Source organism: Haladaptatus sp. DYF46 (assembly GCF_021083305.1).
GTDB lineage: Archaea > Halobacteriota > Halobacteria > Halobacteriales > Haladaptataceae > Haladaptatus.
The window spans coordinates 659,352-681,943 of sequence record NZ_JAJFAY010000001.1; the positions used below are offsets into that span (position 1 = coordinate 659,352).

The following is a 22,592-nucleotide window of genomic DNA, read 5'->3' on the forward strand; positions in this document are numbered from 1 at the left end:
AACGAAGGCGTTCGACCGTTCACTCAACCCTTTTCGTCCTGATACGAGTAGTTAAGACCCGTCACCAGAGTTGGAACCTATGGCCGGTCTCTACGCGAATCCTGACTACTACGAGATTGCGTTCGATTTCCGCGATGTGGCGGCCGAAGTCGACTTCTTCGAAGCCTGTATCGACCGATTCGGAGAGCGCTCGAACCGAGCGGATTCCGTCCTCGAAATCGCCTGTGGACCGTCCCCGTACCTCCTCGAATTCGACGCCCGAGGCTACGAGTTCACCGGGTTGGACAACTCATCGGAGATGATCGCACACTCCATCGAGAAGGCCCGCGAGAACGACATCGAAGCGACGTTCCTCCGACGGGATATGGCGGAGTTCATCCTCCCGAGCGACGTCGATTTCGCGTTCTGTGCGCTCGGGTCGCTGTACCTCGACTCGAACGAGGCGCTGCTGTCGCACCTCGATTCGATGGCCGACGCGCTGACGCCGGGGTCGCTCTACTGTATCGACGGGTCCATCGACTTCGCCGGCGGAATCTCCTCCCAGAGCGAGTGGGAAACGACGAAAGGCGAGACGACGGTTCGGTTCGGCATCGAACACGAACCGATACACACGACCGAACAGTTGGTTCGCCAGACGCTGACGACGCGGGTCGAAACGCCAGACGACACTCGTCGCTTCCGAGAGGAGTACATCGTAAAGACGTTCGCCCCCCAAGAGCTCCGCATGCTCCTCGAACGAACCGAGTTCGACCACGTGGGATGGTTCGATAGCTTCGACCTCTCGGCCCCGGTCGAAGATTGCGAACCGGGAACGCTTCATCGACCCGTGACGGTCCTCAGGAGGCGCTGATGTTCGTGTCCGTGTGGGACTGGGAGATGGAGATCGACGACGCGCTCGTCGCCGAAAGTCCCGGCGAAATCCGGAAGCAAGTGGACGAGTACGTCACGGGCGAACGGGACGCGTTCGACCTTTCCGTCACGTATCCCGACTCCTTCACCGGGCGGGTCATGGCCGCGATGGCCGACGTACCGCGTGGCGAGACACGGACCTACGGCGATATCGCCGACGTTCTCGATACCGCACCGATAGCGGTCGGACAGGCCTGTGGCCGCAATCCGGTTCCGTTGGTCGTCCCGTGCCACCGCATCGTCGGTGCAAGCGGTTTGGGCGGTTTTTCGGGCGGCGAGGAGAATCGACTCGGATTGAAAGAGCGGTTGCTGTCCCTCGAATCTCGGTAGCTACTCGTCGGGTGCGATGCGTTTGACGCGGCCCGTAATCCCGGACTCCAACTCCACTTTCACGCCACCGGGTTCGCTGTGTTCCTCGGAGAGGATTTCGGCGATGTCGCCGCGAAGCGGCTCGGCATCGTCCGCGTTCTCGGCGTTCGTCTGCTCGATTTCGACGGTCATCCCGCGGCGCAATTCCTCCCGTGTCGGTGTCTCTGCGGACATACGACGGACTGCAACGGACGGCGGAAAAAACGTGGTGGCCACTCCCCTCTATACGTCCGTTTTGGGGACCTTTCTTCGGACTGCGAAAAGAGTTATGTTAACTCCGTTCATACCCCGGGATGCGTACCCATCAACACGTCCCGTCGTCGGGACGAACAAAACCCCTACTCGAACTTCTCGAACGGCTGCTCACAGCCGTTACAGTAATGCATCGACCGACAGAGCGACGGCCCTTTCGGGTGTTCCCTGTGCGTATCCGTCGAACCACAGTAGGGACACTCCGCGCCCTCGTCTTCGCCGCTCGTCGTGACGCTGGGGTCGAGTCGTCTCATATGCTCAGTCCGAACTCCCTGAGGTCGTCTTTGCCCTGTTCGGTCACCATCTCGATGGACCACGGCGGGTTCCAGACGAGTTCGAGATCCGCGTCGGCGACGCCCTCGACGGCCGCCACTTCGTCCACGATTTCCTCCGTCAGCATCTTGCGAGCGGGACAGCCGGTGTACGTCAGCGTCATGATGACGGCGACATTCGTTCCGGCGGCGTTGCCATCTTCGTCACGGGACTCTTCCGGAGTCTCGCACTCCACCCCGTAAATCAGCCCCAAATCAACGATGCTGATGGGCATCTCGGGGTCCTCGATGTCGTACAGCGCGTTCCAGACGCGCCGTTCGAGACCGGTCGCCCCCTCGCCCGTGGCGGGCAAGTCTTCGGGGGAGCGGCCGGTTTCCGAGTAATCGGTGTACGTGCACGCGGTCGGTTCGGAGTCGATATCGAACTCCTGTGGGTCACTACTCATTGTCCGGGTCCGGCATGATTCGGTGGGCTTCGGTTCGCCCGAGTTCTCGGTACGTCCGCGTCATCTCGTCGTGAAGGTCGGCCCAGTCGTCGGTATGGCTTCCGTCTCGTCCGATGTCCTCGGGGAGCAGTTCGTCGATGTCGCCGTCCTCGACTTCGGCGGGGAGGTCCACGCCGAGCGACGCGAGGAACGGGACCACGATGTCGAGCCACTGGTCACGCATCGAGTCGAGCGACTCGGTTCGGATTCCGAGTTCGTCGATTTCCTCGCTCGAATCGCCCGCCTCGAACAGCGTCAACGCGTACGGGAACAGTCGGTCGACGGCCGACTGGATGCGTTCCGTTCCCTCGTCGTCGCTCGTCAACCGTTCGAGCCAGTTCTGTGCGTGTTCGCGGTGGTAGTTCTCCTCGCTGAGAACCTTCGCCACGCGGTCAGCGATTCGCGGGTAGGACGTGTCTTCGAGGGCTTCGAGGCGCAGCTTTTCCGCGACGTCGTAGAAGTACCCGCGCACGACGGCGTCCGCCCAGTCGCCGGTTTCGAACGGCCCTTCCACGAGCGTCGAATGGCGGAAATCCGCGGGGTCGCGCTCGAAGATGAGTTCGGCCTCCGTGTAGCCGAAGTCCTGTAACAGGTCGTACCAGAGTCGAGCGTGACCGAGTTCGTCCTGTGCGATGTTCGAGATGGCGAGGTCGGATTCCAACGTCGGGGATCGAACCTGCCATTCAGTGTAGCGCTCGGCGAGGACGAGTTCGTCGTCCGCGAGTCGGCGAAGCAGATCCTCGACGGCCGCTCGCTCCTCGTCGCTCAGTTCGTCAGGTCCCGCGAGCTGTGCCGACATTATGCCTCACTCCGTCGTCGGTCCGCGTCCTCCTGTTCGCTCTCGGAGTCCTCGATTTCCTGTGCGAAACTGGAGTCGATCCGGTTGTACGCCATCACCCAGCGGTAGGATTTGTCCGTCGTCCCGCCGAAGGCGGTTTCGTCGGCATCGACCTCGCCGATTTCGTCCTTCGGGACGACCCAGAGGCTGTTGGTCGGCTTGCGCCGCCCGTGTTGGATTTGGGCGAACATGAGCGCCATGTCTCGGTCCGGCGCGTGAACGTTTCCGCAGTGGGTGTGATACTTCCCCGCTTCTTCCTGTCGGAACACTTCCCAGATCATGTTAATCGGCCGCCACCGGCGTGTTCGAACCGCTCGATTCCCAGTCGTCCAGTACCGTACGGACCCATTCCGCCGCGTCCTGTGCGTTCTTGCGGCCGTTTATCTGGCCGACGCCGGGTTCGTAGCTGTTCTTCGCGATTTTGAAGAACTCGTCCCAGTCGAGGTCGTCTTCGCGCACCTTGTACGTGCCCGTCTCCTCGTCGCGCTCGATGCGCGGTTCGTCGGGGATTTCCAGTCCGTACTTCTTCGCCTTCGGGATGTAGGCGTTGAGGAACGCGTTGCGGAGGTCGTCGTTCGACATCGTCTTCAATCCGACATCGGCGGAGAAGTCGTGGTGCGTGCTCTTGTCGTTAGTCGGCCCGAAGAACTGGATGATGCGCGGCCACCACTTCTCGAAGGCCTCCTGCATGAGTTCCTGTTCCTTCTTCGACCCCATAGAGAGTTCGCGCATGATGTCCTCGCCGTGCTTGACGTGGAAGCCCTCCTCGAAGCACACCTTGTCCATGGCGTGCGCGTAGGGTTCCCAGCTCGTACGCTTCAGCGTCGCCTGTCGGCGCATCGCCGCGCCGTCCACGAAGAAGGCGATCATCGGGGTCTCCCACCAGTTCTCCATCGGGTAGTGGAAGCAGTTCAGGAACTTCCCCTCCCCGTTCGCCAACTCGTCGAGCATCTCGTCGCGGGTCTTGATGCCGAGCGATTCGGCGGCCCGGTAGAGGAGTTGCCCGTGGCCGATTTCGTCCTGTACCTTCGCGCTGCAGGCGAGTTTTCGGTCGAGGCTCGGCGCTTGTCGGATGAAGGGGCGTTCGAGATACGCGCCCATGATTTCGGAGTTCGCGTGGAACTGTATCATCCGGGTCGCCGCCTTCCGGTACTCCTCCGGCATGTCGTCCTTCGGACTGAACTGCCGGGGTCCGGCCCGTTCCTTGACTGTCTCGATGTCCATGGTCGTTAATTATCGACCCCGACCCATACCAATTCGCCCGCCCATGTACGGGGTTTAAATATGGATGGCTCCTATAATCGCGGCATGATTGACGAGTGTCTCGTCGTCGAATTCGCCGTGACGGGCGATGACTGTCCGCTCGCCGAGGCATCACGCAAGACGGGGACGCGAATCGATTGTCAACCACCGCAACACCGCGACGACGGCTACACGCTCCTCCGATTTAGCGCCCCCACAGAAAACGGGGGTCTCATCGACGTCCTCGACGAAGACGATCGAATCCGATACCTTCACGTCTCCACGACGGACGGACGGCAGAACTTTCGCTGTCTTTCGAAACACGCCTGCGTCGTCCACCAACTGACCAACGTCGGGTTCATGGCAGAATCGGTTCGCTATCACGACGGCAATGCGAAGTTTACGGGTGCGGTCGTCGGCCACGACGTCCTCCAAGGGGTCCTCGCCGCCGCCGGTGAGACGGTCGGCATGCGACTGGAACGCGTCCACCAACTCGGCTCCGAGGACGAGAAGGTCGTAGCCCAGCAGTGGGACGTGACACCGGCACAGGAACGCGCTCTCAGAACCGCATTGGAAGCGGGTTACTTCAGCGTCCCGCGCGAAACGACCGCGAGCGAGGTGGCCGACGAATTGGGAATCAGCAAATCGGCGTTCTTAGAGCGACTTCATCGCGCCGAGCGGTCGATGTTCTCACAGATATTCGCGTGAACCGATCACTCACGGTTCGGATGGTCTCGAAAGCCGAGAGTTAGAACGAGAAGGAAGGACGGCAGCCGTGTGGTACTTTCGGATATCTATGAACGCGTCATAAGATTCATACTTCGTTCTCTGAAACTTATATCCGTGTCCCTCCCAGATATTCCCTCCCGGCCGGAGATCATCCTCCTCGCCCTCGGCTATCTCTCCATCTCGCAAGCAGAGCATCTCCCGGACGGGGCAGAGATTATCGGATATATTACGGGCTTTTTCCTGCTCGTGTTGATTCCGCTGCTCATTTTGGACGACACCGAGTCCCACTCGGAAGCTAACAGTTTGAAGTAGCATTCATTCGGTTTCGCCGGACGGACCTCGTTTTGGTACCCGCAAAGCGTCCAGTACCTCCGCAACGGTAGAGCGAGAGTGGTAAAGCGGTAGGAGCAGTTGGGTAGAAACCGACGCTGTAGACGCTGACAGGACCTCCAAATGGGGCGAACAGACGGCACGATCGTTCGTGAAGCGGTGTGCCGTACTCCCGCGGATCGCTTCACGGCGCTCGGCAGCGGATAGAGGGTCTGGCCTCCATCTCGTATATAAACTTCAGGTCCGTTCGAGTCGGGTTTCGGCGCGTTCGAACTCTTCTCGGGTGTTGACGTTCTCGAACGAGGAGAGCGACCCGCGTTCGGGGAGGTCGTCCGCTCCGACGACGGCATAATCGAGTTCGAACAGCGGGTCCACGACTCGCCGCTCGCCACGGGCGAGGGCGGCGTCGCACGCCTCGACCATCGGGTCCCGTCGGTACACCGCGTGTGTCGTCTGAAACCAACCGTCGTCGAGTCTGGGAACGACGGCGTCGTGACCGGTAGCGTGGTCGAACAGGGACGACACGATTTTCGGGTCCACGAAGGGCATGTCGCAAGCGAGGACGACGGCGACGTCGTGGTCACAGGCCGCGAGTCCGGTCCGGATTCCGGCCATTGGCCCTGTGCCCGGGTCGGTATCGACGGCAAAACGAGATGGGAGCGAGTAGCCGGACAGCGCATCGGCGATAGCCGCACGCTGGTCTTCCCGGCAGTTGACGATCAGTTCGTCGACGGCTTCGTCGACCCGGTCGGCGACGCGGCGAATCATCGGCACACCCGCCAGCGGAGCGACCGCTTTGTCCGGTTTTCCGAACCGGGTCGAGCGTCCGCCGGCGACGATGACTCCCGCGGGCATGCTTTCTCGTACGGGACGAGCGAGTAAGTTTCTGTGGCCGCTTCTTCGTTGAAACCACCCCGCGATTGTATCGCAACATGCGATATATTTCGGTGGGTCTTACCTACTGGATTTCCTCGCACGTACCGCTCGGACAACGGCCCTCGGCGTGCGCGTGGAACTCCGGTTCGAATTCGTCCATCGCGGTCGTTACGGGCCGGGATGCGGTTCTCCCGAAGTGACAGATGCTCGTATCGCGCATCGTCCGCGCCAGTTCGCGGAGCATGTCGTCCTTGAACTCGCCCGAATACACGTCCCGGAGCAGGTTCGTCAACTGCTTCGAACCCTCACGGCAGGGAACACAGCGTCCGCAGTTTTCCTCTTCGGCGAACCGCGCGCGAGTCCCTGCGGTCGCCACGGGACACCGCGATTGGTCGAACAGTTCGACGACGCCGTCGGTTCCGAGGTGTGCACCGGTCAGCGCCGGAGCGCTCGGCGTCTGGTCGAGCGAGCGCGTGACGCCGCCGAACTGCCCGCCGATGCAGGCCATCTTGAACTGGCTGTCGAGCGAGACCGCTTCTCGAACCGTTTCCAGACTGCCGCCGGTCGGCAGTTCGATGGTCGCGGGTGCCGTAACGTCGCCCGTCACGGTCACGAGTCGAGTTCCGGGGTCGGCGTCCTCCGAGTCGAACGCGTCCGGGGAACGGAGGATTCGCCGAACCTGTGCGAACGTCCGCGGCGTGTGGATGACGGTCGGCCGGCCGTAGAGGCCGTGTTCGCCGGGTGACGGAGGACGAAGGCGGGCCTCCAGTCGGTCGTTACCCTCAAGCGCTTCGAGGGCCATCGTCGGTTCCGCCGCCATGTACATGTCCGGGCCGGTTGCCGTCCGGATCGTAACGTCAGCCGCGGCGTCCGTGTCCATGAACGCGTTCATCGCCTCTCGAACCCGTTCACGCGTTCCGACGGCCGATTCGGGGAAGTAGGCGATGATGTCTTCTGCACCGACGGCTTTGGCGACCGCCGTTGCCCCGTCGAGGACGGCTATCGGGTCGGCGTCCAACAACGTCCTGTCCGTGTCGTTCGTGTTGTCGATTTCCCCGACGTTCACGACAACTACGGGTTCGCCGTCGGTGTCGCGGGCGGTTCGCCACTCCTCGGCGACCGGTTCGTCCATTCGTGCATCGCCGCGTCCGCGCCCCAACAGGCCGATCGTCTCGACCTGCGAGATGACGGCTTCGGGAGCGTCGGTGGCCTCCGTCGCGACGAACTCCTCGTATCCCGCCGCCGTCGTCGGGTCCACCCACCCGCATCGTTCGAGGACGTCCCGTCGGCCGACGGACAGCGGACCGTCTTCGGGCGTCGGCAACGTCGTTTGCCCCTCGCCGTGGCTCACGACGGCGTGAGCGTCCTCCTCCACGACGGTTCCGTCCGAAAGGGATTCGGCGAGGGTCCGGGCGTGCTCGGGGGTACAGTTCGCGTGAAACGCGGTCGTTCCGTCGTCGGTGACTGCGACAAGGGGGGTCAACCCCTCTATTCCGACCGGCCCGACATCGACGACTGCCACCGTTTCCGCTACGTCGCGTGCACCATCGAGTACTGCTTCCGCGTCCTCGCGCCCCGTCCCGGCCGAAACGCGAAGGATCGGTGCATCGAGTGCAGGCGAATCAGAAGTTCCCATTCCCCACCTACTGACACCGCCAATGGATAAAAGATTATGACCGATTTACCGACACGAGCGGAGAAACGAACCCGACGACGTCAGAACGCCGGTTCGATATCGGTTCATCGTGCACCCCGTCTCATCGTGTCACCCCGTCTTGTAGACGCCGCGCGCTTCTGCAACGTGTTCGTCGTCCTCGTCGTAGACGCTCACGTCGACGGTTCCCACGTCGCTCCCGTTACGCACTACGTCGGCCTCAGCATAGAGGTCGCCCGTTCCGGCGCTGAGGTAGTCGATTCGCATATCGATGGTCGGAACCGGTTGGTCGTTCAGTGAGACGAGCGCCGCGCCGCCGACGGTGTCCGCGAGCGTGAACGTGACGCCGCCGTGGGCCATGAGTCGGTCCTGATTCCACGACAGTTCCTCGCGCATTTCGAGTCGCCCCTCGGCATGTCCGTCCGCCGCCTCCGTCACTTCGACGCCGAGCAGGTCCGCAAACGGCATTCCCTCGAAGAACGCTTCGATATCCATACCACGACTGTACACGGGAAGTAATTAAATGTGCATGGGGCGACCCACTCAAGTATGCACGTTTCCGACGACGACGGCATCCGGACGATAACGTTCGACCGCCCCGAGGTTCGAAACGCCTTCACGCCCGAGGCAGCGGGCGAACTCGCCGAAATCCTCGCGGAGAGCGACCCGAACGTCCACGACGCCGTGGTGTTGACCGGCGAGGGCAAGGCGTTCAGCGCGGGCGGCGATATCGAGTCGATGGCCGAACGCGAGGAAAACGTCAGGGATGCCTACGAACGCGTCACCGACACGCTCTCGCGCGTGGTGGCGGAGGTGCTCTCCGCGCCGGTTCCGGTCGTGGCCAAGGTCAACGGCGACGCGGTCGGTGCAGGGATGGCGCTCGTCACGGCGTCGGATTTCGCGTACGCCACCGAAACCGCTCGGTTCGCGGCGTCGTTCATCAACGTCGGCCTCATTCCCGATATGGGCGGGACGTTCATCCTCCCGCGGCTCGTCGGCCTGCGGAAGGCGAAGGAACTCGCGTTCACCGGGGAGCTGATTTCGGCCGACGAAGCGGTCGAATTGGACATCGTGAACGAAGCCGTCCCCGACGAACAACTCGACATCCGAGTCACCGAACTCACTGATACGCTGGCCGAACAGCCGACTCACACCATCGCACTCGGGAAGCAAGCTCTCCACGAGAATTTAGGAAAGGACTGGCGCGAAGCGCTTGATTACGAGACGATGATTCAGTCGCAAGCGTACGACATGCCCGCCCACTTGGAGGGCGTCTCGGCGTTTTTGGAAGGTAGAGAACCGGACTTTCAGTGAGGCGTCGCGGGACTGCATTTCTCCCGAACCGCGACTTTCGAGCGAATTCGTGTTCACATACTGCAATGTTCCTGCACCGAGGCTGTCGAATCTCGAACTCATGAATCATATATCGCTCTATAGAATTGCCGTCACATGGTTCGAACCGTAGCCCATCGTAATTTGTCGGATTTTCCCGGAGAGAGGACAGGAACCGGCGATACCGCTCGAACGTCTTCGCCGCACCATCCGCCTCGAGCTGTTTACCGTCAGCAATTTTTCGCCTTCGCGTGTCCAGTGGTTAGTCAATCGTCAAAGGGCCACGGACCGTGTACGAAGGTTACTTTCACACGGGGGTTCGGCCTCGTCGCACGGGAGGACGGCTGCTTTAATCGGGTGCAGCCTGTTCACACCGCGGCGACGCCGGTAGTGGAATCCCCTCCCGCTTAGGCGGGGTACAGCGTGGGGCCGTACCACGAGTACAATCGCTTGAAGTGATCCTCGCCGTTGTCGAACCGGGCGGAGACCTCCTGTTTGGTGATCTGTTTTTCGCCCATCGACGGGTCCCAGTTGTCTATCGTGACTAGACTGGACGGTTTGAAGCCGACGAAGTTGGTACGCGTATCGTCGCCCCAATCGGCGTTTATCTTCAACTGCCACTGGTTGTACTCGTTGTACGCGGAGGATTCGTCCACCACTTCGACGTTCGGTTGGGTGTAGGTCCACGAGAATCCGGCCGTGACGTAGCCCGTCTGGTACCCGATGCTCACGCTTATCGAGTACCCTTTCGACGTGGACCCGCTCTTGGTTCCGTACGGTTCCCACTGCCCGTAATCGACGTCCGCGTTCATCTCGCCCTCGTCCCACCGGTGTTGCACGCGGCCCCAATCGTTCTCGTAGTCGGAGTCGAACGCGCTGGTCCCCGGTTCGAACCCGGCAGGGGTGTGGAACGCGTGTGCTTCCTTTTCGTCCTGCTTCGTGCTCGTGTACCAGTAGTTCGTCATTCCGGCCACACCGTAGGGGTCCGATGCGTACTCCAACCGGTGTTTGGCGAACTGCGACATGTTCTGTGTGTTGGTAATCGTCTGGTTGGACTCCGTGGTCGCCCGTTGTTCCGAAACAGCGATGTCCGAGGCGAGTTCCGCGGTTCGCCGGGTAAACCGGTCGTGAATCAGCGCTTCGGCACGTCCCGATTGCGCTTCCAGGTGCGTGGTCTCTTCGTCGGCGAGTCCGACGTACTCGTGGGCACTCCCGTTTGCATCGAAACCGAAGGCGTACGCCACGACCGCTCCCGGCGAATCTTCGTGCGTCCCCGCTGGAATCGCGTCCAACGAGCGGCCGTTTTTCCGCTCGTAGTCGCGAACGGCACGCTTCCGGAGTTCGTGGCGCTGCTTCTCGGAAACCGACTTCCCGTTCACCGCCGTTGCGGCGTGGACGTTACTTCCGCGAGGCGCTGTGCCGGACGGGGAAATTTCGGCACTGGCGAATCCGGACCCGGAAATGAGACCCGTCACCCCGATTGCTCCGGCCTTGAGAACTGTTCGTCTGTCGGTGCGTTTGCTGCTGTGTTCCGCGGATGGATCGTCTTTCATACTCCAGCACAGACTATATTTTGACTATTAAAATAGTTAATTGAATATACTAGAAATTAATTCAATAATGGATCATTTGTATAATTAGGGTATCGTAGCTCTCCGTTCGATCGTTTTTCTCTTCGGAGGAACACGGATCGCTCCCATCGAACACCATCCTCGATGCGGTGTCGAGTTGCGCCGAGATACCGTCGAACGTAATTACCAACCGAACGTTTGGTTGATGAATGAGCAAAAACGAACGAAGCCCGATTGGAACGACCACCCGCGGCGCTCAGCACCGAGGACGCACCATCGAGGAGAGTACGTCGTCGCGTGGATCGGTTCCGCCAACCGCGACGACCGAAAGTTCGATTCGCCGGATACGTTCGATCCGACCCGTCGGCCGAACAGTCATCTCGCGGATGATTCCCTCCTCGACCGCTTCCTCGATGTCCGAGGCGAGTTGGTCCTCGAACATGCGGTCGATCCGACCTATTCGGTCCCTGTACTCCGCGCCGTGTATCGCTTGTGCTCGGATGTCGATAAGCGCCGTGAGCGGCAGTGATATCGGCGAAGTGAGTTCGCTGTACAGCTTCGGACGGGACCTCGGCGGCGCGCTCGGGGTCTCCGAGTTCAGTATCGTCTTCGACCGAAAACTGATCAACGAACTGGCAGACGTGCTTCCGAAAGGCGTCGATGCGAACGTCGTCTCACAGAGCCCCCGGACCATTCACCAGCTTTCGCCACAGCTTCAAGGGAAATATCCAGGCACTCGTGGACGCCTTTCACGTCGTCTTCCTCGTCGGTGTCGTCGTCCTCGGGATGAGTCTGATCGTCTCGCTCGCACTGTCAAATGACGAGCTGAAAGAACTGTCCGGCGCCGAGATGCGTGCCACAGCGGACGGCGGTGTAGTCGATGGCACCGACGAGAACTAATCACGACCCGTTTCTCTATCGCTTTCCGGCATCCGTATTTTCACAACCGTTCGACGGTTCCGTTTTTGCCGTCGACTCGAATCCGGTCGCCGGTTCGAATCTCGGCGGTCGCATTCGAGACGGAGGCTACCGCCGGAATTCCGTATTCCCGAGCGACGAGCGCCCCGTGCGTCATCCGCCCGCCGACTTCCATGACGAGTCCCGCCGCGTTCAGGAACAGCGGCGTCCAACCGGGGTCGGTGGATGGCGCGACGAGGATTTCACCGGGTTCGAGGCTTCCTTTGGACGGGTCCCGGACGACGCGGGCCGTCCCTTCGACCACGCCCGCGGAGACGGCCGTCCCGACGAGCATCTCCCCGTCGACGTCCCGATTATGCGCGGCCGTCGGATGTTCGCCTTCGCCGGTCAGCAACGGCGGCGCGGTCTGGTTCGCGTATCGTTCGTGGGTCCGTCGCCGCCATTCGATGTCCACGTCCACCGGGGTCCCGCCCAGCAAGGCAAGGAGTTCGTCGCGCCGAAGGAACCAAACGTCGTCCGGGCGCTCGACGCGCCCGCTCTCGGCCAGCGTTTCCCCGGCCTCGGCACAAATCTCGTGGACCGTCGCGAACACGTGAGCCATCCCCTGTTTCGGGAATTCGCGGAACGGCATCGCTTTTCGGTAGCTTCGAATCAAGTGGCGAACGACGCGTTTTCGAATCGGTCCCAACGCACCGTGATTCGCTCGCGCTTCCAGTCGGTGCTGGGCCGTCGTCGCACGGCGTTGCAGTTCGTCTATATGTTCTCCGGTTTCGCGTTCCGTACCGTGGGAAACGTTGCTCCGAATCGTCGAGAGGAGCATCGACGGGTCGTCCCGCCACCGCGGCCGACGGAGGTCGATTTCACCCGTCGCTCGATGCCCGAATCGATCGATGAACGACTCGAACGCCTCCGCGAACTCCTCGCCGCCCGAACGAGTTCGAATCTTGTCCAGCGATGCGCCCGAATCGAGCGCCGCCTTCACTTCAGGGGCGTTCCCGGCGAGCGCCGCCAACTCCCCGAGTTCGCCGTTCATTCGAGTGACGACTTCGTCCGGAAATCCCTTTCCGATGGCGTCCATTTCGTCCGTGGCATCGGGGAAGACCTTCCCGAGCAGGCACCCTGCAACGACGCCCGGAAGTATCGACGCGCCTTTCGGTGCGATATGTCCCAAGAAGGCGATGATATCGACCCCCTCGAAGACCGCTCGAACGCGTCCTTCCGTCGTTTGCGGTGCGCGGAGTTTGCTCGCCTCTTTGTTTCCCCACGCGTCGCTCCACGCCCACAGTTCGTCGAGTTCGGGAAGACCGAACACGAGCGAGCGAACGAACCGGGACAGCGCCTCGGACACGATGGGCCGGAGCGATGGCCCGCCGCGTCGGATCGCTCGGAGTACCCGCACCCACGCTGCTATTCGTCCGCGTTCCGAGATGTCGTGTCCTCGGTCCCGCAACACTTCCCGGAGTCCGTCGGATGCCGGTTCGCTGAGGAACGACAACGCGTTCGGCACCCGCCGTCGGAACGGCGCGAGTCGAACGAGCGGCGTCAAATCGACGTACACTCGATTCCCGGCTTCCGCGGACAATCCTCCCGACTCCGGTGGTCGAAAGCGTTCGGCCCCGCCGTCGATGAACGACCGCCAGAAGTCCACGACGAGGGGCGGCAACGCCTCCGGCATGGCCTGCTGGTGTCCGAAACTCATGTACACGTGCAACAGGCCGTCGTCCGCGTCCGGCGAGACGAGCGGAAAGAGGGATGTGATGGGACGGGACTGGAGGACGAACAACCGGCCGTCGTGGAAGGCCCATTCGATATCCTGTGGCCCGCCGAACAGTTCCTCGATTTCCTCGCCGCACTCTACGAGTCGAAGCACCTGCTCCCCCGAGAGCGCACGCCGTCCCCGGAAATCGTCGGGAACGGTCCCGCGTTCGACACCGCTTTCGTCCCCCGATCGCACCCGAACCGCTTTCCGACCGATATCGTACGATAGAACGGTATCACGCTCCCGGTCGAAGCGAATCGTATCGGCGGACACTTCCCCGGCGACGATTGATTCGCCGAGTCCGTAGTTCGCTTCGATGACGGCCACGCGTCTGTTCTCCGTAATCGGGTCCGCGGTGAAGAGCACTCCCGCCGTGTCCGCATCGACCATCGTTTGTACGACGACTGCCAGCGCGACGTCCGAACTCGGAACGTCGTTTCGAAGCCGATACGTGACCGCTCTGTCGGTGTACAGGCTCGCCATGCAATCGCGTACCCTGTCGAGGACGTCGTCGGAGGGGACGTTGAGATACGTCTCGTGTTGCCCGGCGAACGAGGCGGTCGGGAGGTCCTCCGCGGTCGCACTCGACCGAACGGAGACGGTATCCGCGTCGAGTTCTCCCAGCGCGGTTTCGATAGCGTCCCGGACGTCGGTCGAAAACGAAGCGTTTCGAATGCGTTCCCGTATCGTCGCGCCCAGTTCGCCGATACGGTCCGCGTCCGTCGGGTCGAGTTCGTCAACCGCTTCGATCGCTCGACGGGTTTCCGGATCGGTGACGAGGGTCCGATACGCGTCCGTCGTCACGCAAAACCCCGTCGGGACGGCGATACCCGCGTCGACGAGACGGGCGAGGTTCGCACCCTTCCCGCCGGTGACACACGGGTCAGTCGCGCTCTCGTCTCCGAACGCGAGGGTGAAGGCTGCATCGTGGAAATCCGCTCGTGAGTAGTCCATTGTCTTTCTGGCTCGTGAGTCGGTAACGGCGTCCGGGACAGTTCTCCCTGTAACGGACGCCGCTACCGGATATCTAGGAGACGATTGGAGTTATGAGCCGTAAATCGTTATCCCGGGTATGGTCGGCTAGTATATAAGTAAGCGAATATAGCGTCCCGTATGAAGTACGCTCGGCTCACCGGCACGCCCGACCCGAAGCGAACGCCGGAGATCTTCGATCTGCTCGCGCGGTCGTCGTTCGTCGACGAGGCGCGGTTGTACGACTGGAACCTCTCCGACGACGCCGTAACTGCCCTCTTGGAAGTCGACGGAGAGAGGGAGCGATTTCGGGACCAAGCGGTCAGCGTGACCGGGATACGGTCGGTGGATACGACGCGGGTATCCGAGGGCCGATTCACGCTTCTCGCCGTACTCGAACCCGATGCCGTTCCGCTGTTGAAGAGGATGGTCGCAACCATAACGCAGGAGGGGTTGGTGGTCGAAAAACCGTTGCTCTACCGTGACGGGCAGGTTCACACCCGTCTCGTGGGAAGCACGGCAGTGCTTCAGAACGCGGTCGACGGGTTTCCTCCGGAGATCAACCTCGAAATCAGCGCTATCGGGGAGTTCGACCGGAGTCGTAAAACCCCGCTCTCCGATCTCAGCGACCGGCAACGGGAGACGCTGCTCGCGGCCTTCGACCTCGGGTACTACGAGCATCCGCGACGCGCGACACACGAGGACGTGGCCGCTCGACTCGACTGTGCCCCGAACACGGTTTCGGAACACCTCCAGAAGGCGGAGTTGAAACTTATCACCGAACTCCTCCGATCGGAGTTCGTACGCTGAGACGACGGGAGTTTCACGATGGGTCACGACGGTATCTCCGGTCTCGGACGACGGAGGCCGTGTCACCGGCGAAAATGGTGGTACTCCGATAGTTGTGGTCGCGTCGCGTTACTCGAACAGTTCGACGGCCTGCTCGTAGCGGTCGGCGGGTTCCTCCCAATCGACGACCTCGAAGAAGTTGTCGACGAAGTCACCGCGGTCCGGCCCGTAATCGTAGTAGTAGGAGTGTTCCCATACGTCGAGGGCGAGAATGGGGTGACTGCCCCAGAGCGCACCCTGGTCGTGTTTGTCCACGACGAGGTTCCGAAGTCGGTTGCTGAAGGAGTCGTAGACGAGAAGCGCCCAGCCGCCGGCGGCGCTCGCGGCGGCCTCGAACTCGCCCTTCCACGCCTCGTAGCTACCGAAATCCTCCTCGATACGGTCGGCCAGCGCGCCCTCGGGAGCGTCGCCGCCGTCGGGACCCATCGATTGCCAGAACAGGTCGTGCAGGACGTGGCCGCTGCCGTTGTGGGTGACGTTCCGAATGGCACCCGCCGAGGACGAGAAGTCGCCTTCGTCGCGGTTCGCCGCGAGGGTTTCCTCGGCACCGTTCCATCCGTTGACGTAGCCTTGATGGTGCGTGTCGTGGTGCCACGTCAGCACCTGCTCGGAGATGTGCGGTTCTAGTGCGTCGTAGTCGTACGGGAGCGGCGGTAGTTCGTATTCGATCATCGATATCACCGAATTCGGATACGTCCGGCGATACCATGAGGATTTCCTGTAACGAATTCAAGTAGGATCGCTGTCGTTTTGTGCGGAGGGAGCGATGGAGGACGAGTACGTTCGAAGACAGGTCTGACATCCAACGCACCTGTTGGTTGGCCAACGAGATTATGCACCTCGGTAGCATATGGCGTTCGATGAGTACAGTAACCGACGAGCGACGGGCTCACGAACTCGACTCCGACGCACAGGCACTGTTGGACACACTGGTCGAGGAGGATGCACCCGACCTTTCGCACCTCTCGCCGGAACAGGCCCGCGCGCTGTTGGGCGGGCTTTTCACCCCGGATGTCGAACCCGAATCGGTCGCCTCGGTCGAGGAGCGGAAAATCCCGGCGTACGCGCGGGACATCCGCGTTCGAATCTACGACCCGTCCCCCGGCGAATCGCTTCCCGTGGCCGTCTACTTCCACGGCGGCGGTTGGGTCGTCGGCGACCTCGACACCCACGACGGCGTCGCACGGTCGCTCGCCAACGAGGGTAACTGCGTCGTCGTCTCCGTGGACTATCGGTGCGGCCCGGAACACCCGTTCCCGGGTGCCGTCGAGGACGCCTATCTCGCGACGAAGTGGGCCGCCGACAACGCCGACGAAATCGGGGCGGGCGAGGGCCTAGCCGTCGTCGGCGAAAGCGCGGGCGGCAACCTGGCGACGGTCGTCGCACAGATGGCTGTCGAAAAGGGAGTCGATGCACCCGAAATCGAGCATCAAGTGTTGCTCTATCCTGTGACGGACCACTCCTACGACACTAAATCGTACGAGGAGAACGCGGATGGGTACTTCCTGACCGCACGAGGAATGGTCTGGTTCTGGAACCACTACCTGCGCGACGACATCGACGGAGCCAACCCGCGCGCGTCTCCGCTTCGCGCACCGGAAGAGACGCTCGCCCAACTACCCCCGACGACGTTGGTTACGTGCGGATACGGCCCGCTTCGGGACGAGGGGTACGCCTACGCCGAAGCGCTCTCCGATGCGGGCGTCCGCGTGGACCACACCAACTACGACGGCATGATTCACGACTTCGCCAACATGCGCCGACTCGCCGACCCGTTCCCGGGCGTCGAGGCCGCGGAGGACGTGCGCCGACGCGCCGGCGAGGCGCTTCGAAGGACGTTCGAATGAGGACTCATGGCCCGGACTGAAACGATTCGACGCGAACGGGCCGACTTCGAGAGCGACGGAACGCGCTGTGCGGCGTGGCTGTATCGGCCGATCGAATCGGCGTCGAAAGTAAGGGAGAAAAGCGCCGGGAAATCGGAGTTGTTGTCAAAAATCCACCGAACGATTTAACGGAACCGGGACCTAGGATATGACACACGAAATGGTCCCTGATCCCTTCACGACCGCCGTCGTTGTGTTCGCAGTCGGTATCGGACTCGCGTTCACCTACTTCGGCTACTCCTTCGTAACACAACTCACGTCGCTCGTCGGCGGTCTCGGCGGTGCCCTATTCGGGAGCTTCGCCGCGCGAACCCTCGCCCCGTCGTTCGGAATCGCATCGCCGGACCTCCTGGTAGTGTCGCTCGTCGGTGTCCTCATCGGTGGGTTCATCGGGAGTCGAATCGCGTACTCCGCCCAACGGTTCGTCATCATCGGAGTGACCGTCATCACCGCCGCGTCGGTGGCCTACTCCTCGTTCGGCTCGGGCGGAATGGAATCGATAGCCATCCCGATGCTCAACGGGGCCGTGGACCCCGTCGTCGGGTCGCTGGCCGCCGCCGCCGTCGTCGGTATTCTCGTCTGGCGGTTCTACCTCCCGTTCCTGACGATCGTGACGAGCCTCTTCGGCGCGACCATCCTCCAACGACTCGCGCGCCAGTGGGGAACCGTCCTGCCGGTGTTTCACGCCGACGTGTGGACGACGCTCGGAACGAACGAGGTCCTCTGGTTGATCCTCGTCGGATCGGGTATCGTGATTCAGTATCGGCGCTATCGCCGGACGAAATCACGCGTCGGATTGCGGCGTTTAGCCCCCGGCCGCTGACTGGTCCGTATTTTTATACCACCCATTTTTCTACTGGTCTGTTTTCATACCAATACCTTGTCCAATACCACAAAGCTTTCACCCACGCTGTCAAAAGCTACTGTTGAAACCACATGTCCGTCTGGTTGGTCACCTACACGTACAGAGACGGAAGCGTCGTCCGCCGCACCCTCGACGCCCCCACGATAGACGACGCCTACGAGGCGTCTACCCTCCCGAAAACTGTCGGCGGTCGCGTCCTCGATACAATCACTGTCGAGGAGCGGGCGCGGCACTCCGACGTGCATCACACGTCCATCGAGTTCGGAGAGGAGCAACGCTGTACCGAACCCACTCCGCAGACGCGGATGGTGGAGTCCGGAAAACGGGCACCGAAAGTCGCCCAGAGCGACACGCCGTAAGTCACATCGCAATCGGACACACTCCGGCCGACGCACTGACGAGCCGTCGTCTACTCGACGTCCTCGAAGGCCTTGAGGATGACTTTGCTCAACGACGGATGGATGTGAATCGTCCCAGTGACGTCGCCGACCGTCCCGGACCCGCTCGCCAACGCGAGGAGGACTTCGTGAATCAGCGTCGAAGCGTCGGTACCGATGATGTGACAGCCGAGGATTTCCCCGTCGGGGTCCGCGAGGACCTTGACGAATCCGTCCCTGTCCTTGAGCGTGTTCCCCATCACCGTCTCGCCGTAAGCACATCGTCCGACGAGGTACTCCCGTCCGTCGTCCCGCAGTTCCTCCTCGGTCCGTCCGGTTCCGGCAACCTGCGGTGACGTGAAAATCGCGTGGCCCATACCGGTGTAATCGACCGCCTCATCCTCGCCGTCGAGGGCGTTTTTCACGACGTACTCCACCTCGTGATCGGCGGCGTGCTTGAACTGGTAAGTCCCGATAACGTCGCCGTGTGCCCAGACGTTTTCCGCGCTCGTTTCGAGGTACTCGTCCGTCTCGATGTACCCCCCGTCGTCGAGTTCGATGCCCGCCGCTTCCGGGTCGAGGCGGTCGGTGTTCGGTCGTCTGCCCGTCGCGACGAGTACCTCGTCGGCCGTGACCGCGATCGGTTCGCCCTCGTCCGCTGTCGCCGTCACCGTCACCCGTCCGTCCTCCTGCGTCACGGCGGTGGCTTCGTAGCCGACGTGAACCGTGTGGCGACGACGGGCGACTTCCGTGAACGTCTCCGCGATTTCGCGATCCTCGGTCGGGACGAGGACGTCGTTCCTCCCGATGATGGTGACGGCGGTCCCGAGCGCTTCGTAGAAGTAACCGAGTTCGGCGGCGATGTAGCCGCCGCCGATGACGACCAGTCGGTCGGGCCGTCTGTCGAGACGAAGCGCATCGGTGCTCGTGAGGTAATCCACGTCCTCGATACCGTCGATGGGTGGAATAGCGGGCCGCGCGCCGACCGCAACGACGACTTTCTCACCCCGAATCCGCTCGTCGCCGACTTCGAGGGTCCGCTCCCCGACGAACCGCGCATCGTCGCGGAACAGCGTGACGTTTTCGCGCTCCCTGACGGCGCGTTCCATCCGGTCCGATTTGACCGCCATCGCGTCGGTCACTTCGTGGACGATACGCGGAAAGTCGATTCGATCCAGTTCGGCGTCGAGTCCGAACTCGCCAGCACCGCGCACGGTTTCCGCGACGTCGGCGCGATGAATCAGCGTCTTCGACGGGTTACACCCGCGATTGACGCACGTTCCGCCGATCGGTCCGCGTTCGACGAGCGCCGCGTCCAACCCTCGGTCGGCGGCCGCGAGCGCCACTTTGTTTCCGGTTCCCCCGCCGATGACGACCACATCGAATTCCTCCATTCCAATCTCCCCGCTCCCATACGACGGGGACAGTGAAGAATCTCACCGCGGAAACCCCGACCTACAGAATCCGGTTGCCGCTGACGTTCACGGACACCGTATCGACCGTCTTGCCGTCAAAATCGACCGCCGAAAGCGTGGACTTGCCGACCGGCACGAACACCTTCTTCGACGTTTGGCCGCTCTGGACGGTACCGGTGTCGAACTCGCTCCCGCTCGAACTGATGACGACGAGTTTTCTGACGCCGTATCTCGTCGTCGCGTCCGATGTGAGACTGACGCTCGCGCTCACCCGACCGCTGGCCCACGGTTCGCTGACCGAAACCTTCTCGAACACCTCCGAGTCGTCGATTCCCGAGACGCTCGCCTTCGGGTCGAGGGTCAGACAACCGCTCGTGCCGACGAGTCCGGCCGCGGCGGCCGCACCGAGGAACGCTCGGCGTGAGCGTCCGTTCTCCCCCTGATTCGCGTCCTTCCCCGTCATCGCTGTGAATCCCTCAGGATGAGCGGTCCGATGGCGAGCGTTCGTTTCGCGACCGTCGCGATGCGCAGGATGTAGGAGACGAGCAGCATGAACGGAATCAGCGTCACGCTGAACGCCGCGCCGACGACCAACAGAATGTCGGAAAACCCGAGGGTCGTCCCCGTGAACGTTCCGCTTCCGACGAAGGCGAGCATCGCACCCGCCACGAACAGCGCGGGAATCGCGGCGTACAGTATCATCTGCGAGAGGTCGATGAGCGACCACTGGAAGTAGAGCGTCTTGATGTGTTCGCGTGCAGGGCCGAACATCGACAGCGATGTTTTCAACTGTTCGAAGAGCCGATACTGCTCGTCCGATAACTCGTCCCGATACTCGTCGCGCATCCGCTCGACGTGGAAAATCTTCCACGAGTAGTTGAAATCGAGCGCCGCGGATAGCACGTCGAACGTGCCGAACTTCGCGCCGTCGAGTTTCTCCTTGACCGTGTCCGCGTTGCCGGTGAGGCTTTCGATGAACTCGTCGAGTTCGTCGCACAACTCCTCGTTTCCTTCCTCATCGACCGAATCCCGAAGTTCGTTCGCTCGGCGTTCGGTCGTGTCGACTATCTCGCTCAGGAACGCGGACGGGTCGGACGGCGTGGTGTGGCCCAGCATCTCGCCGACGAAGTTCCGGAAGTCCATCGCGTCGCTCATCCGCCCGCGCTGGTCGCCGAGCGGACCGTTCTCCTGCGAGATGACCAACTGGGTGATGGTGACGACGAGCGTGGTCGCGGTGATGTTCGCGCCCAACAGGGTCGAGAACATCGTTTCGATAGTGTCCGTTTTCGCGACTTCGGACTTCAGCGGCGGGTAGAGGAACGTCCCGGCGAGGACGAACGCGATGAAAAAGAGTAGAATTATCACGCCGGTCACGACTAACCGTCTCGCGCCGAGAACGATCCACAGCTTCGCTCGGCTTTCACCCGCCCGCTCACGCATCGTGTTGGCGGTGCTGATCTGGTCGCCGTTGTCGTCGCTCTCACTCATCCGAATCGTCGTCGTCCCTCCATGCCGGTCGCTTGAAGACGAGATACTTCGTCCCCCCACCGACGTACTCGATGGTCGACACCAACTCCCAACCGTCTTCGCCGAGATCGTTCAGATCGTTTACGGGGTCGATGGACTCCTTTTTCGTGCTCCCCCGCGGCGGCCTGATGGTGTGGTATTCCCACTGCTCGGTCGCTCGTTTCGCCATGAATTGTTCGTTCGGCAACGAGAATGAATAGAATTGTGGCCCCGAAATGTCGTATACCCCGGTTCCGACTACAGGTCGAGGAACTCCTCGGCGTTCTCCCAGAGGATCTTTCGCTGGACCGCTTCGGGGAAGTCGAGGTCCTCGAACTGATCCAACCACTGTCCCGGCCGAATCATCGGGTAGTCCGTCCCGAACATCACCTTGTCCTGCAGGAGCGTCTTCGCGTAGTGGAGGACTTGGTCGTCGATGTACTTCGGCAGCCATCCGGAGAGGTCCATGTAGACGTTCCCCTTCTGCTGGCAGATGGCGAGTTGCTCCTGTTCCCACGGGAACGCGGGGTGGGCGAGGAGGATTTGCAGGTCGGGGTGTTCCGCCGCCACGTCGTCGATGAGCATCGGGTTTCCGTACTTGATTTTGAGGCCACGCCCTCCGGGTGCGCCCGCACCGAGCGTGGAGTTACCGCCGTGGAAGACGACGGGGACCCCGAGGTCCTCGATGGTCGAGAACAGTTCCTCGTGTTCAGGGGCGCTCGGGTCGAAACCCTGTGCGATCTGCTGAAATTTGAATCCGGAGAGGTCGAGGTCGTTGACGACGCGTTCCGCCTCCTCCACGCAGTCGTCCTTCAGCGGGTCCACGCTGCCGAAACCGATGAAGAAGTCGTCGTACTCGTCGCGGACTTCGGCGACGTAATCGTTCGGCACCGGCGGGTTGCCGGTGTTCGTCTCCGCGTCCCACCCGAGGAGAATCGTTCGCCCGATACCGGCCTCGTGGTACTCCTCGACGAACGATTCGTAGGTGTCCGTCTCCATCTTCGCGCCGAACTTGCTCGCCGCGTCCTCCATCATCTGCCCGCCTGCGCCCTCCAGAAATTCCTTCGTGGGCTGATGGGCGTGCGTGTCGATGATTCGAGTCTCCTCCCCTTCGAGTACGTCGAGGGTCATACGCGGTAGTTCGCCGGAGAGGTGAAAAAGATGGCCGAACCGGCGTCGTGCAGTC

At 61.9% G+C, this 22,592-nt stretch carries 29 protein-coding genes; 11 read left to right on the top strand and 18 right to left on the bottom strand.

All coding sequences use genetic code 11. The features are described from left to right. Positions 1-79: 79 nt before the first annotated feature. Both LJF34_RS03725 and LJF34_RS03730 read left to right on the top strand, forming a co-directional pair. Positions 80-850 carry a class I SAM-dependent methyltransferase gene (locus LJF34_RS03725; protein ID WP_231183309.1) on the top strand — a complete coding sequence of 257 codons (771 nt, stop codon included), beginning with the start codon at positions 80-82 and terminating at the stop codon, positions 848-850. Next, positions 850-1,239 (top strand): methylated-DNA--[protein]-cysteine S-methyltransferase, encoded by a 390-nt coding sequence (locus tag LJF34_RS03730; RefSeq protein ID WP_231183311.1) that lies wholly within the window; start codon positions 850-852, stop codon positions 1,237-1,239. The genes LJF34_RS03725 and LJF34_RS03730 overlap by 1 nt, the downstream gene beginning before the upstream one ends. On the opposite strand, the gene LJF34_RS03735 is transcribed toward LJF34_RS03730, so the two are convergent. The 6 genes from LJF34_RS03735 to paaA form a co-directional block, all read right to left on the bottom strand. Next, positions 1,240-1,452 carry a DUF2196 domain-containing protein gene (locus LJF34_RS03735; protein WP_231183313.1) on the bottom strand — a complete coding sequence of 71 codons (213 nt, stop codon included), beginning with the start codon at positions 1,450-1,452 and terminating at the stop codon, positions 1,240-1,242. A 164-nt stretch (positions 1,453-1,616) separates the two neighbouring features. After that, a complete protein-coding gene (gene paaE, locus LJF34_RS03740; RefSeq protein ID WP_231183315.1) occupies positions 1,617-1,784 on the bottom strand; it encodes a 1,2-phenylacetyl-CoA epoxidase subunit PaaE in 168 nt (55 codons plus the stop codon). Beyond that, positions 1,781-2,248, bottom strand: a complete 468-nt coding sequence (gene paaD / locus LJF34_RS03745) for a 1,2-phenylacetyl-CoA epoxidase subunit PaaD (RefSeq protein WP_231183317.1) — start codon at positions 2,246-2,248, stop codon at positions 1,781-1,783. The genes paaE and paaD overlap by 4 nt, the downstream gene beginning before the upstream one ends. After that, entirely contained in the window at positions 2,241-3,086 is an 846-nt protein-coding gene (gene paaC, locus LJF34_RS03750) for a 1,2-phenylacetyl-CoA epoxidase subunit PaaC (protein ID WP_231183319.1), read from the bottom strand. Before paaC ends, paaD begins: the two co-directional genes overlap by 8 nt. Continuing rightward, positions 3,086-3,406: a 1,2-phenylacetyl-CoA epoxidase subunit PaaB gene (gene paaB, locus LJF34_RS03755; protein WP_231183321.1), complete on the bottom strand. Its 321-nt coding sequence runs from the start codon at positions 3,404-3,406 to the stop codon at positions 3,086-3,088. Before paaB ends, paaC begins: the two co-directional genes overlap by 1 nt. 1 nt (position 3,407) lies before the next feature. Continuing rightward, positions 3,408-4,349, bottom strand: a complete 942-nt coding sequence (gene paaA, locus LJF34_RS03760; RefSeq protein WP_231183323.1) for a 1,2-phenylacetyl-CoA epoxidase subunit PaaA — start codon at positions 4,347-4,349, stop codon at positions 3,408-3,410. Positions 4,350-4,433: 84 nt separating this feature from the next. Between paaA and LJF34_RS03765 the strand changes: the two genes are divergently transcribed. Together LJF34_RS03765 and LJF34_RS03770 are read left to right on the top strand one after the other, a co-directional pair. After that, positions 4,434-5,075, top strand: a complete 642-nt coding sequence (locus LJF34_RS03765; RefSeq protein ID WP_231183325.1) for a helix-turn-helix domain-containing protein — start codon at positions 4,434-4,436, stop codon at positions 5,073-5,075. A gap of 135 nt (positions 5,076-5,210) precedes the next feature. Beyond that, the gene (locus LJF34_RS03770) at positions 5,211-5,408 is read left to right on the top strand and encodes a hypothetical protein (protein WP_231183327.1); all 198 of its coding nucleotides are present in this window, start codon (positions 5,211-5,213) and stop codon (positions 5,406-5,408) included. A 255-nt stretch (positions 5,409-5,663) separates the two neighbouring features. On the opposite strand, the gene LJF34_RS03775 is transcribed toward LJF34_RS03770, so the two are convergent. From LJF34_RS03775 to LJF34_RS03785, 3 genes are all read right to left on the bottom strand, one after another. After that, a complete protein-coding gene (locus LJF34_RS03775; protein WP_231183329.1) occupies positions 5,664-6,281 on the bottom strand; it encodes a molybdenum cofactor guanylyltransferase in 618 nt (205 codons plus the stop codon). Positions 6,282-6,384: 103 nt separating this feature from the next. Continuing rightward, positions 6,385-7,938, bottom strand: coding sequence for an NADH-ubiquinone oxidoreductase-F iron-sulfur binding region domain-containing protein (locus LJF34_RS03780; protein WP_231183330.1), 1,554 nt, complete (start codon positions 7,936-7,938; stop codon positions 6,385-6,387). Between the two features lie 129 nt (positions 7,939-8,067). Further along, positions 8,068-8,451, bottom strand: coding sequence for a PaaI family thioesterase (locus LJF34_RS03785; RefSeq protein WP_069450666.1), 384 nt, complete (start codon positions 8,449-8,451; stop codon positions 8,068-8,070). 54 nt (positions 8,452-8,505) lie between these two features. On the opposite strand from LJF34_RS03785, the gene LJF34_RS03790 reads away from it, so the two are divergent. Further along, a complete protein-coding gene (locus tag LJF34_RS03790) occupies positions 8,506-9,270 on the top strand; it encodes an enoyl-CoA hydratase/isomerase family protein (RefSeq protein WP_231183332.1) in 765 nt (254 codons plus the stop codon). A gap of 425 nt (positions 9,271-9,695) precedes the next feature. On the opposite strand, the gene LJF34_RS03795 is transcribed toward LJF34_RS03790, so the two are convergent. Then, positions 9,696-10,841 (bottom strand): hypothetical protein, encoded by a 1,146-nt coding sequence (locus LJF34_RS03795; RefSeq protein WP_231183334.1) that lies wholly within the window; start codon positions 10,839-10,841, stop codon positions 9,696-9,698. A gap of 274 nt (positions 10,842-11,115) precedes the next feature. Continuing rightward, the gene (locus tag LJF34_RS03800; protein WP_231183336.1) at positions 11,116-11,553 is read right to left on the bottom strand and encodes a hypothetical protein; all 438 of its coding nucleotides are present in this window, start codon (positions 11,551-11,553) and stop codon (positions 11,116-11,118) included. Positions 11,554-11,597: 44 nt separating this feature from the next. Here LJF34_RS03800 and LJF34_RS03805 point away from each other — a divergent pair, with 44 nt between their 5' ends. Further along, a complete protein-coding gene (locus tag LJF34_RS03805; protein ID WP_231183338.1) occupies positions 11,598-11,759 on the top strand; it encodes a hypothetical protein in 162 nt (53 codons plus the stop codon). 40 nt (positions 11,760-11,799) lie between these two features. On the opposite strand, the gene LJF34_RS03810 is transcribed toward LJF34_RS03805, so the two are convergent. Continuing rightward, the gene (locus tag LJF34_RS03810) at positions 11,800-14,490 is read right to left on the bottom strand and encodes a PEP/pyruvate-binding domain-containing protein (RefSeq protein ID WP_231183340.1); all 2,691 of its coding nucleotides are present in this window, start codon (positions 14,488-14,490) and stop codon (positions 11,800-11,802) included. Between the two features lie 159 nt (positions 14,491-14,649). On the opposite strand from LJF34_RS03810, the gene LJF34_RS03815 reads away from it, so the two are divergent. Continuing rightward, positions 14,650-15,318, top strand: coding sequence for a helix-turn-helix domain-containing protein (locus LJF34_RS03815; protein ID WP_231183342.1), 669 nt, complete (start codon positions 14,650-14,652; stop codon positions 15,316-15,318). A gap of 108 nt (positions 15,319-15,426) precedes the next feature. Here LJF34_RS03815 and sod read toward each other — a convergent pair whose 3' ends face one another. Continuing rightward, the gene (gene sod / locus LJF34_RS03820) at positions 15,427-16,029 is read right to left on the bottom strand and encodes a superoxide dismutase (RefSeq protein ID WP_231183344.1); all 603 of its coding nucleotides are present in this window, start codon (positions 16,027-16,029) and stop codon (positions 15,427-15,429) included. Between the two features lie 188 nt (positions 16,030-16,217). Here sod and LJF34_RS03825 point away from each other — a divergent pair, with 188 nt between their 5' ends. The 4 genes from LJF34_RS03825 to LJF34_RS03840 all read left to right on the top strand — a co-directional run bounded on the left by LJF34_RS03825 (position 16,218) and on the right by LJF34_RS03840 (position 18,467). Beyond that, the gene (locus tag LJF34_RS03825; protein WP_231183346.1) at positions 16,218-17,204 is read left to right on the top strand and encodes an alpha/beta hydrolase; all 987 of its coding nucleotides are present in this window, start codon (positions 16,218-16,220) and stop codon (positions 17,202-17,204) included. A 6-nt stretch (positions 17,205-17,210) separates the two neighbouring features. Further along, positions 17,211-17,372 carry a hypothetical protein gene (locus tag LJF34_RS03830; RefSeq protein ID WP_231183348.1) on the top strand — a complete coding sequence of 54 codons (162 nt, stop codon included), beginning with the start codon at positions 17,211-17,213 and terminating at the stop codon, positions 17,370-17,372. A gap of 19 nt (positions 17,373-17,391) precedes the next feature. After that, positions 17,392-18,066 carry a hypothetical protein gene (locus LJF34_RS03835; protein WP_231183350.1) on the top strand — a complete coding sequence of 225 codons (675 nt, stop codon included), beginning with the start codon at positions 17,392-17,394 and terminating at the stop codon, positions 18,064-18,066. A gap of 113 nt (positions 18,067-18,179) precedes the next feature. Further along, positions 18,180-18,467, top strand: coding sequence for a hypothetical protein (locus tag LJF34_RS03840; RefSeq protein ID WP_231183351.1), 288 nt, complete (start codon positions 18,180-18,182; stop codon positions 18,465-18,467). Positions 18,468-18,517: 50 nt separating this feature from the next. On the opposite strand, the gene LJF34_RS03845 is transcribed toward LJF34_RS03840, so the two are convergent. From LJF34_RS03845 to LJF34_RS03865, 5 genes are all read right to left on the bottom strand, one after another. Beyond that, positions 18,518-19,879, bottom strand: coding sequence for a dihydrolipoyl dehydrogenase (locus LJF34_RS03845; RefSeq protein ID WP_231183353.1), 1,362 nt, complete (start codon positions 19,877-19,879; stop codon positions 18,518-18,520). Positions 19,880-19,940: 61 nt separating this feature from the next. Then, on the bottom strand, positions 19,941-20,363 hold the full coding sequence (locus tag LJF34_RS03850; protein ID WP_231183355.1) for a twin-arginine translocation signal domain-containing protein: 423 nt from the start codon (positions 20,361-20,363) through the stop codon (positions 19,941-19,943). Further along, positions 20,360-21,388 carry a hypothetical protein gene (locus LJF34_RS03855; RefSeq protein ID WP_231183357.1) on the bottom strand — a complete coding sequence of 343 codons (1,029 nt, stop codon included), beginning with the start codon at positions 21,386-21,388 and terminating at the stop codon, positions 20,360-20,362. Before LJF34_RS03855 ends, LJF34_RS03850 begins: the two co-directional genes overlap by 4 nt. Continuing rightward, positions 21,381-21,596 (bottom strand): DUF4177 domain-containing protein, encoded by a 216-nt coding sequence (locus LJF34_RS03860; protein ID WP_231183359.1) that lies wholly within the window; start codon positions 21,594-21,596, stop codon positions 21,381-21,383. The genes LJF34_RS03855 and LJF34_RS03860 overlap by 8 nt, the downstream gene beginning before the upstream one ends. 68 nt (positions 21,597-21,664) lie before the next feature. After that, positions 21,665-22,537, bottom strand: coding sequence for an amidohydrolase family protein (locus LJF34_RS03865; protein ID WP_231183361.1), 873 nt, complete (start codon positions 22,535-22,537; stop codon positions 21,665-21,667). Positions 22,538-22,592 lie beyond the last annotated feature (55 nt).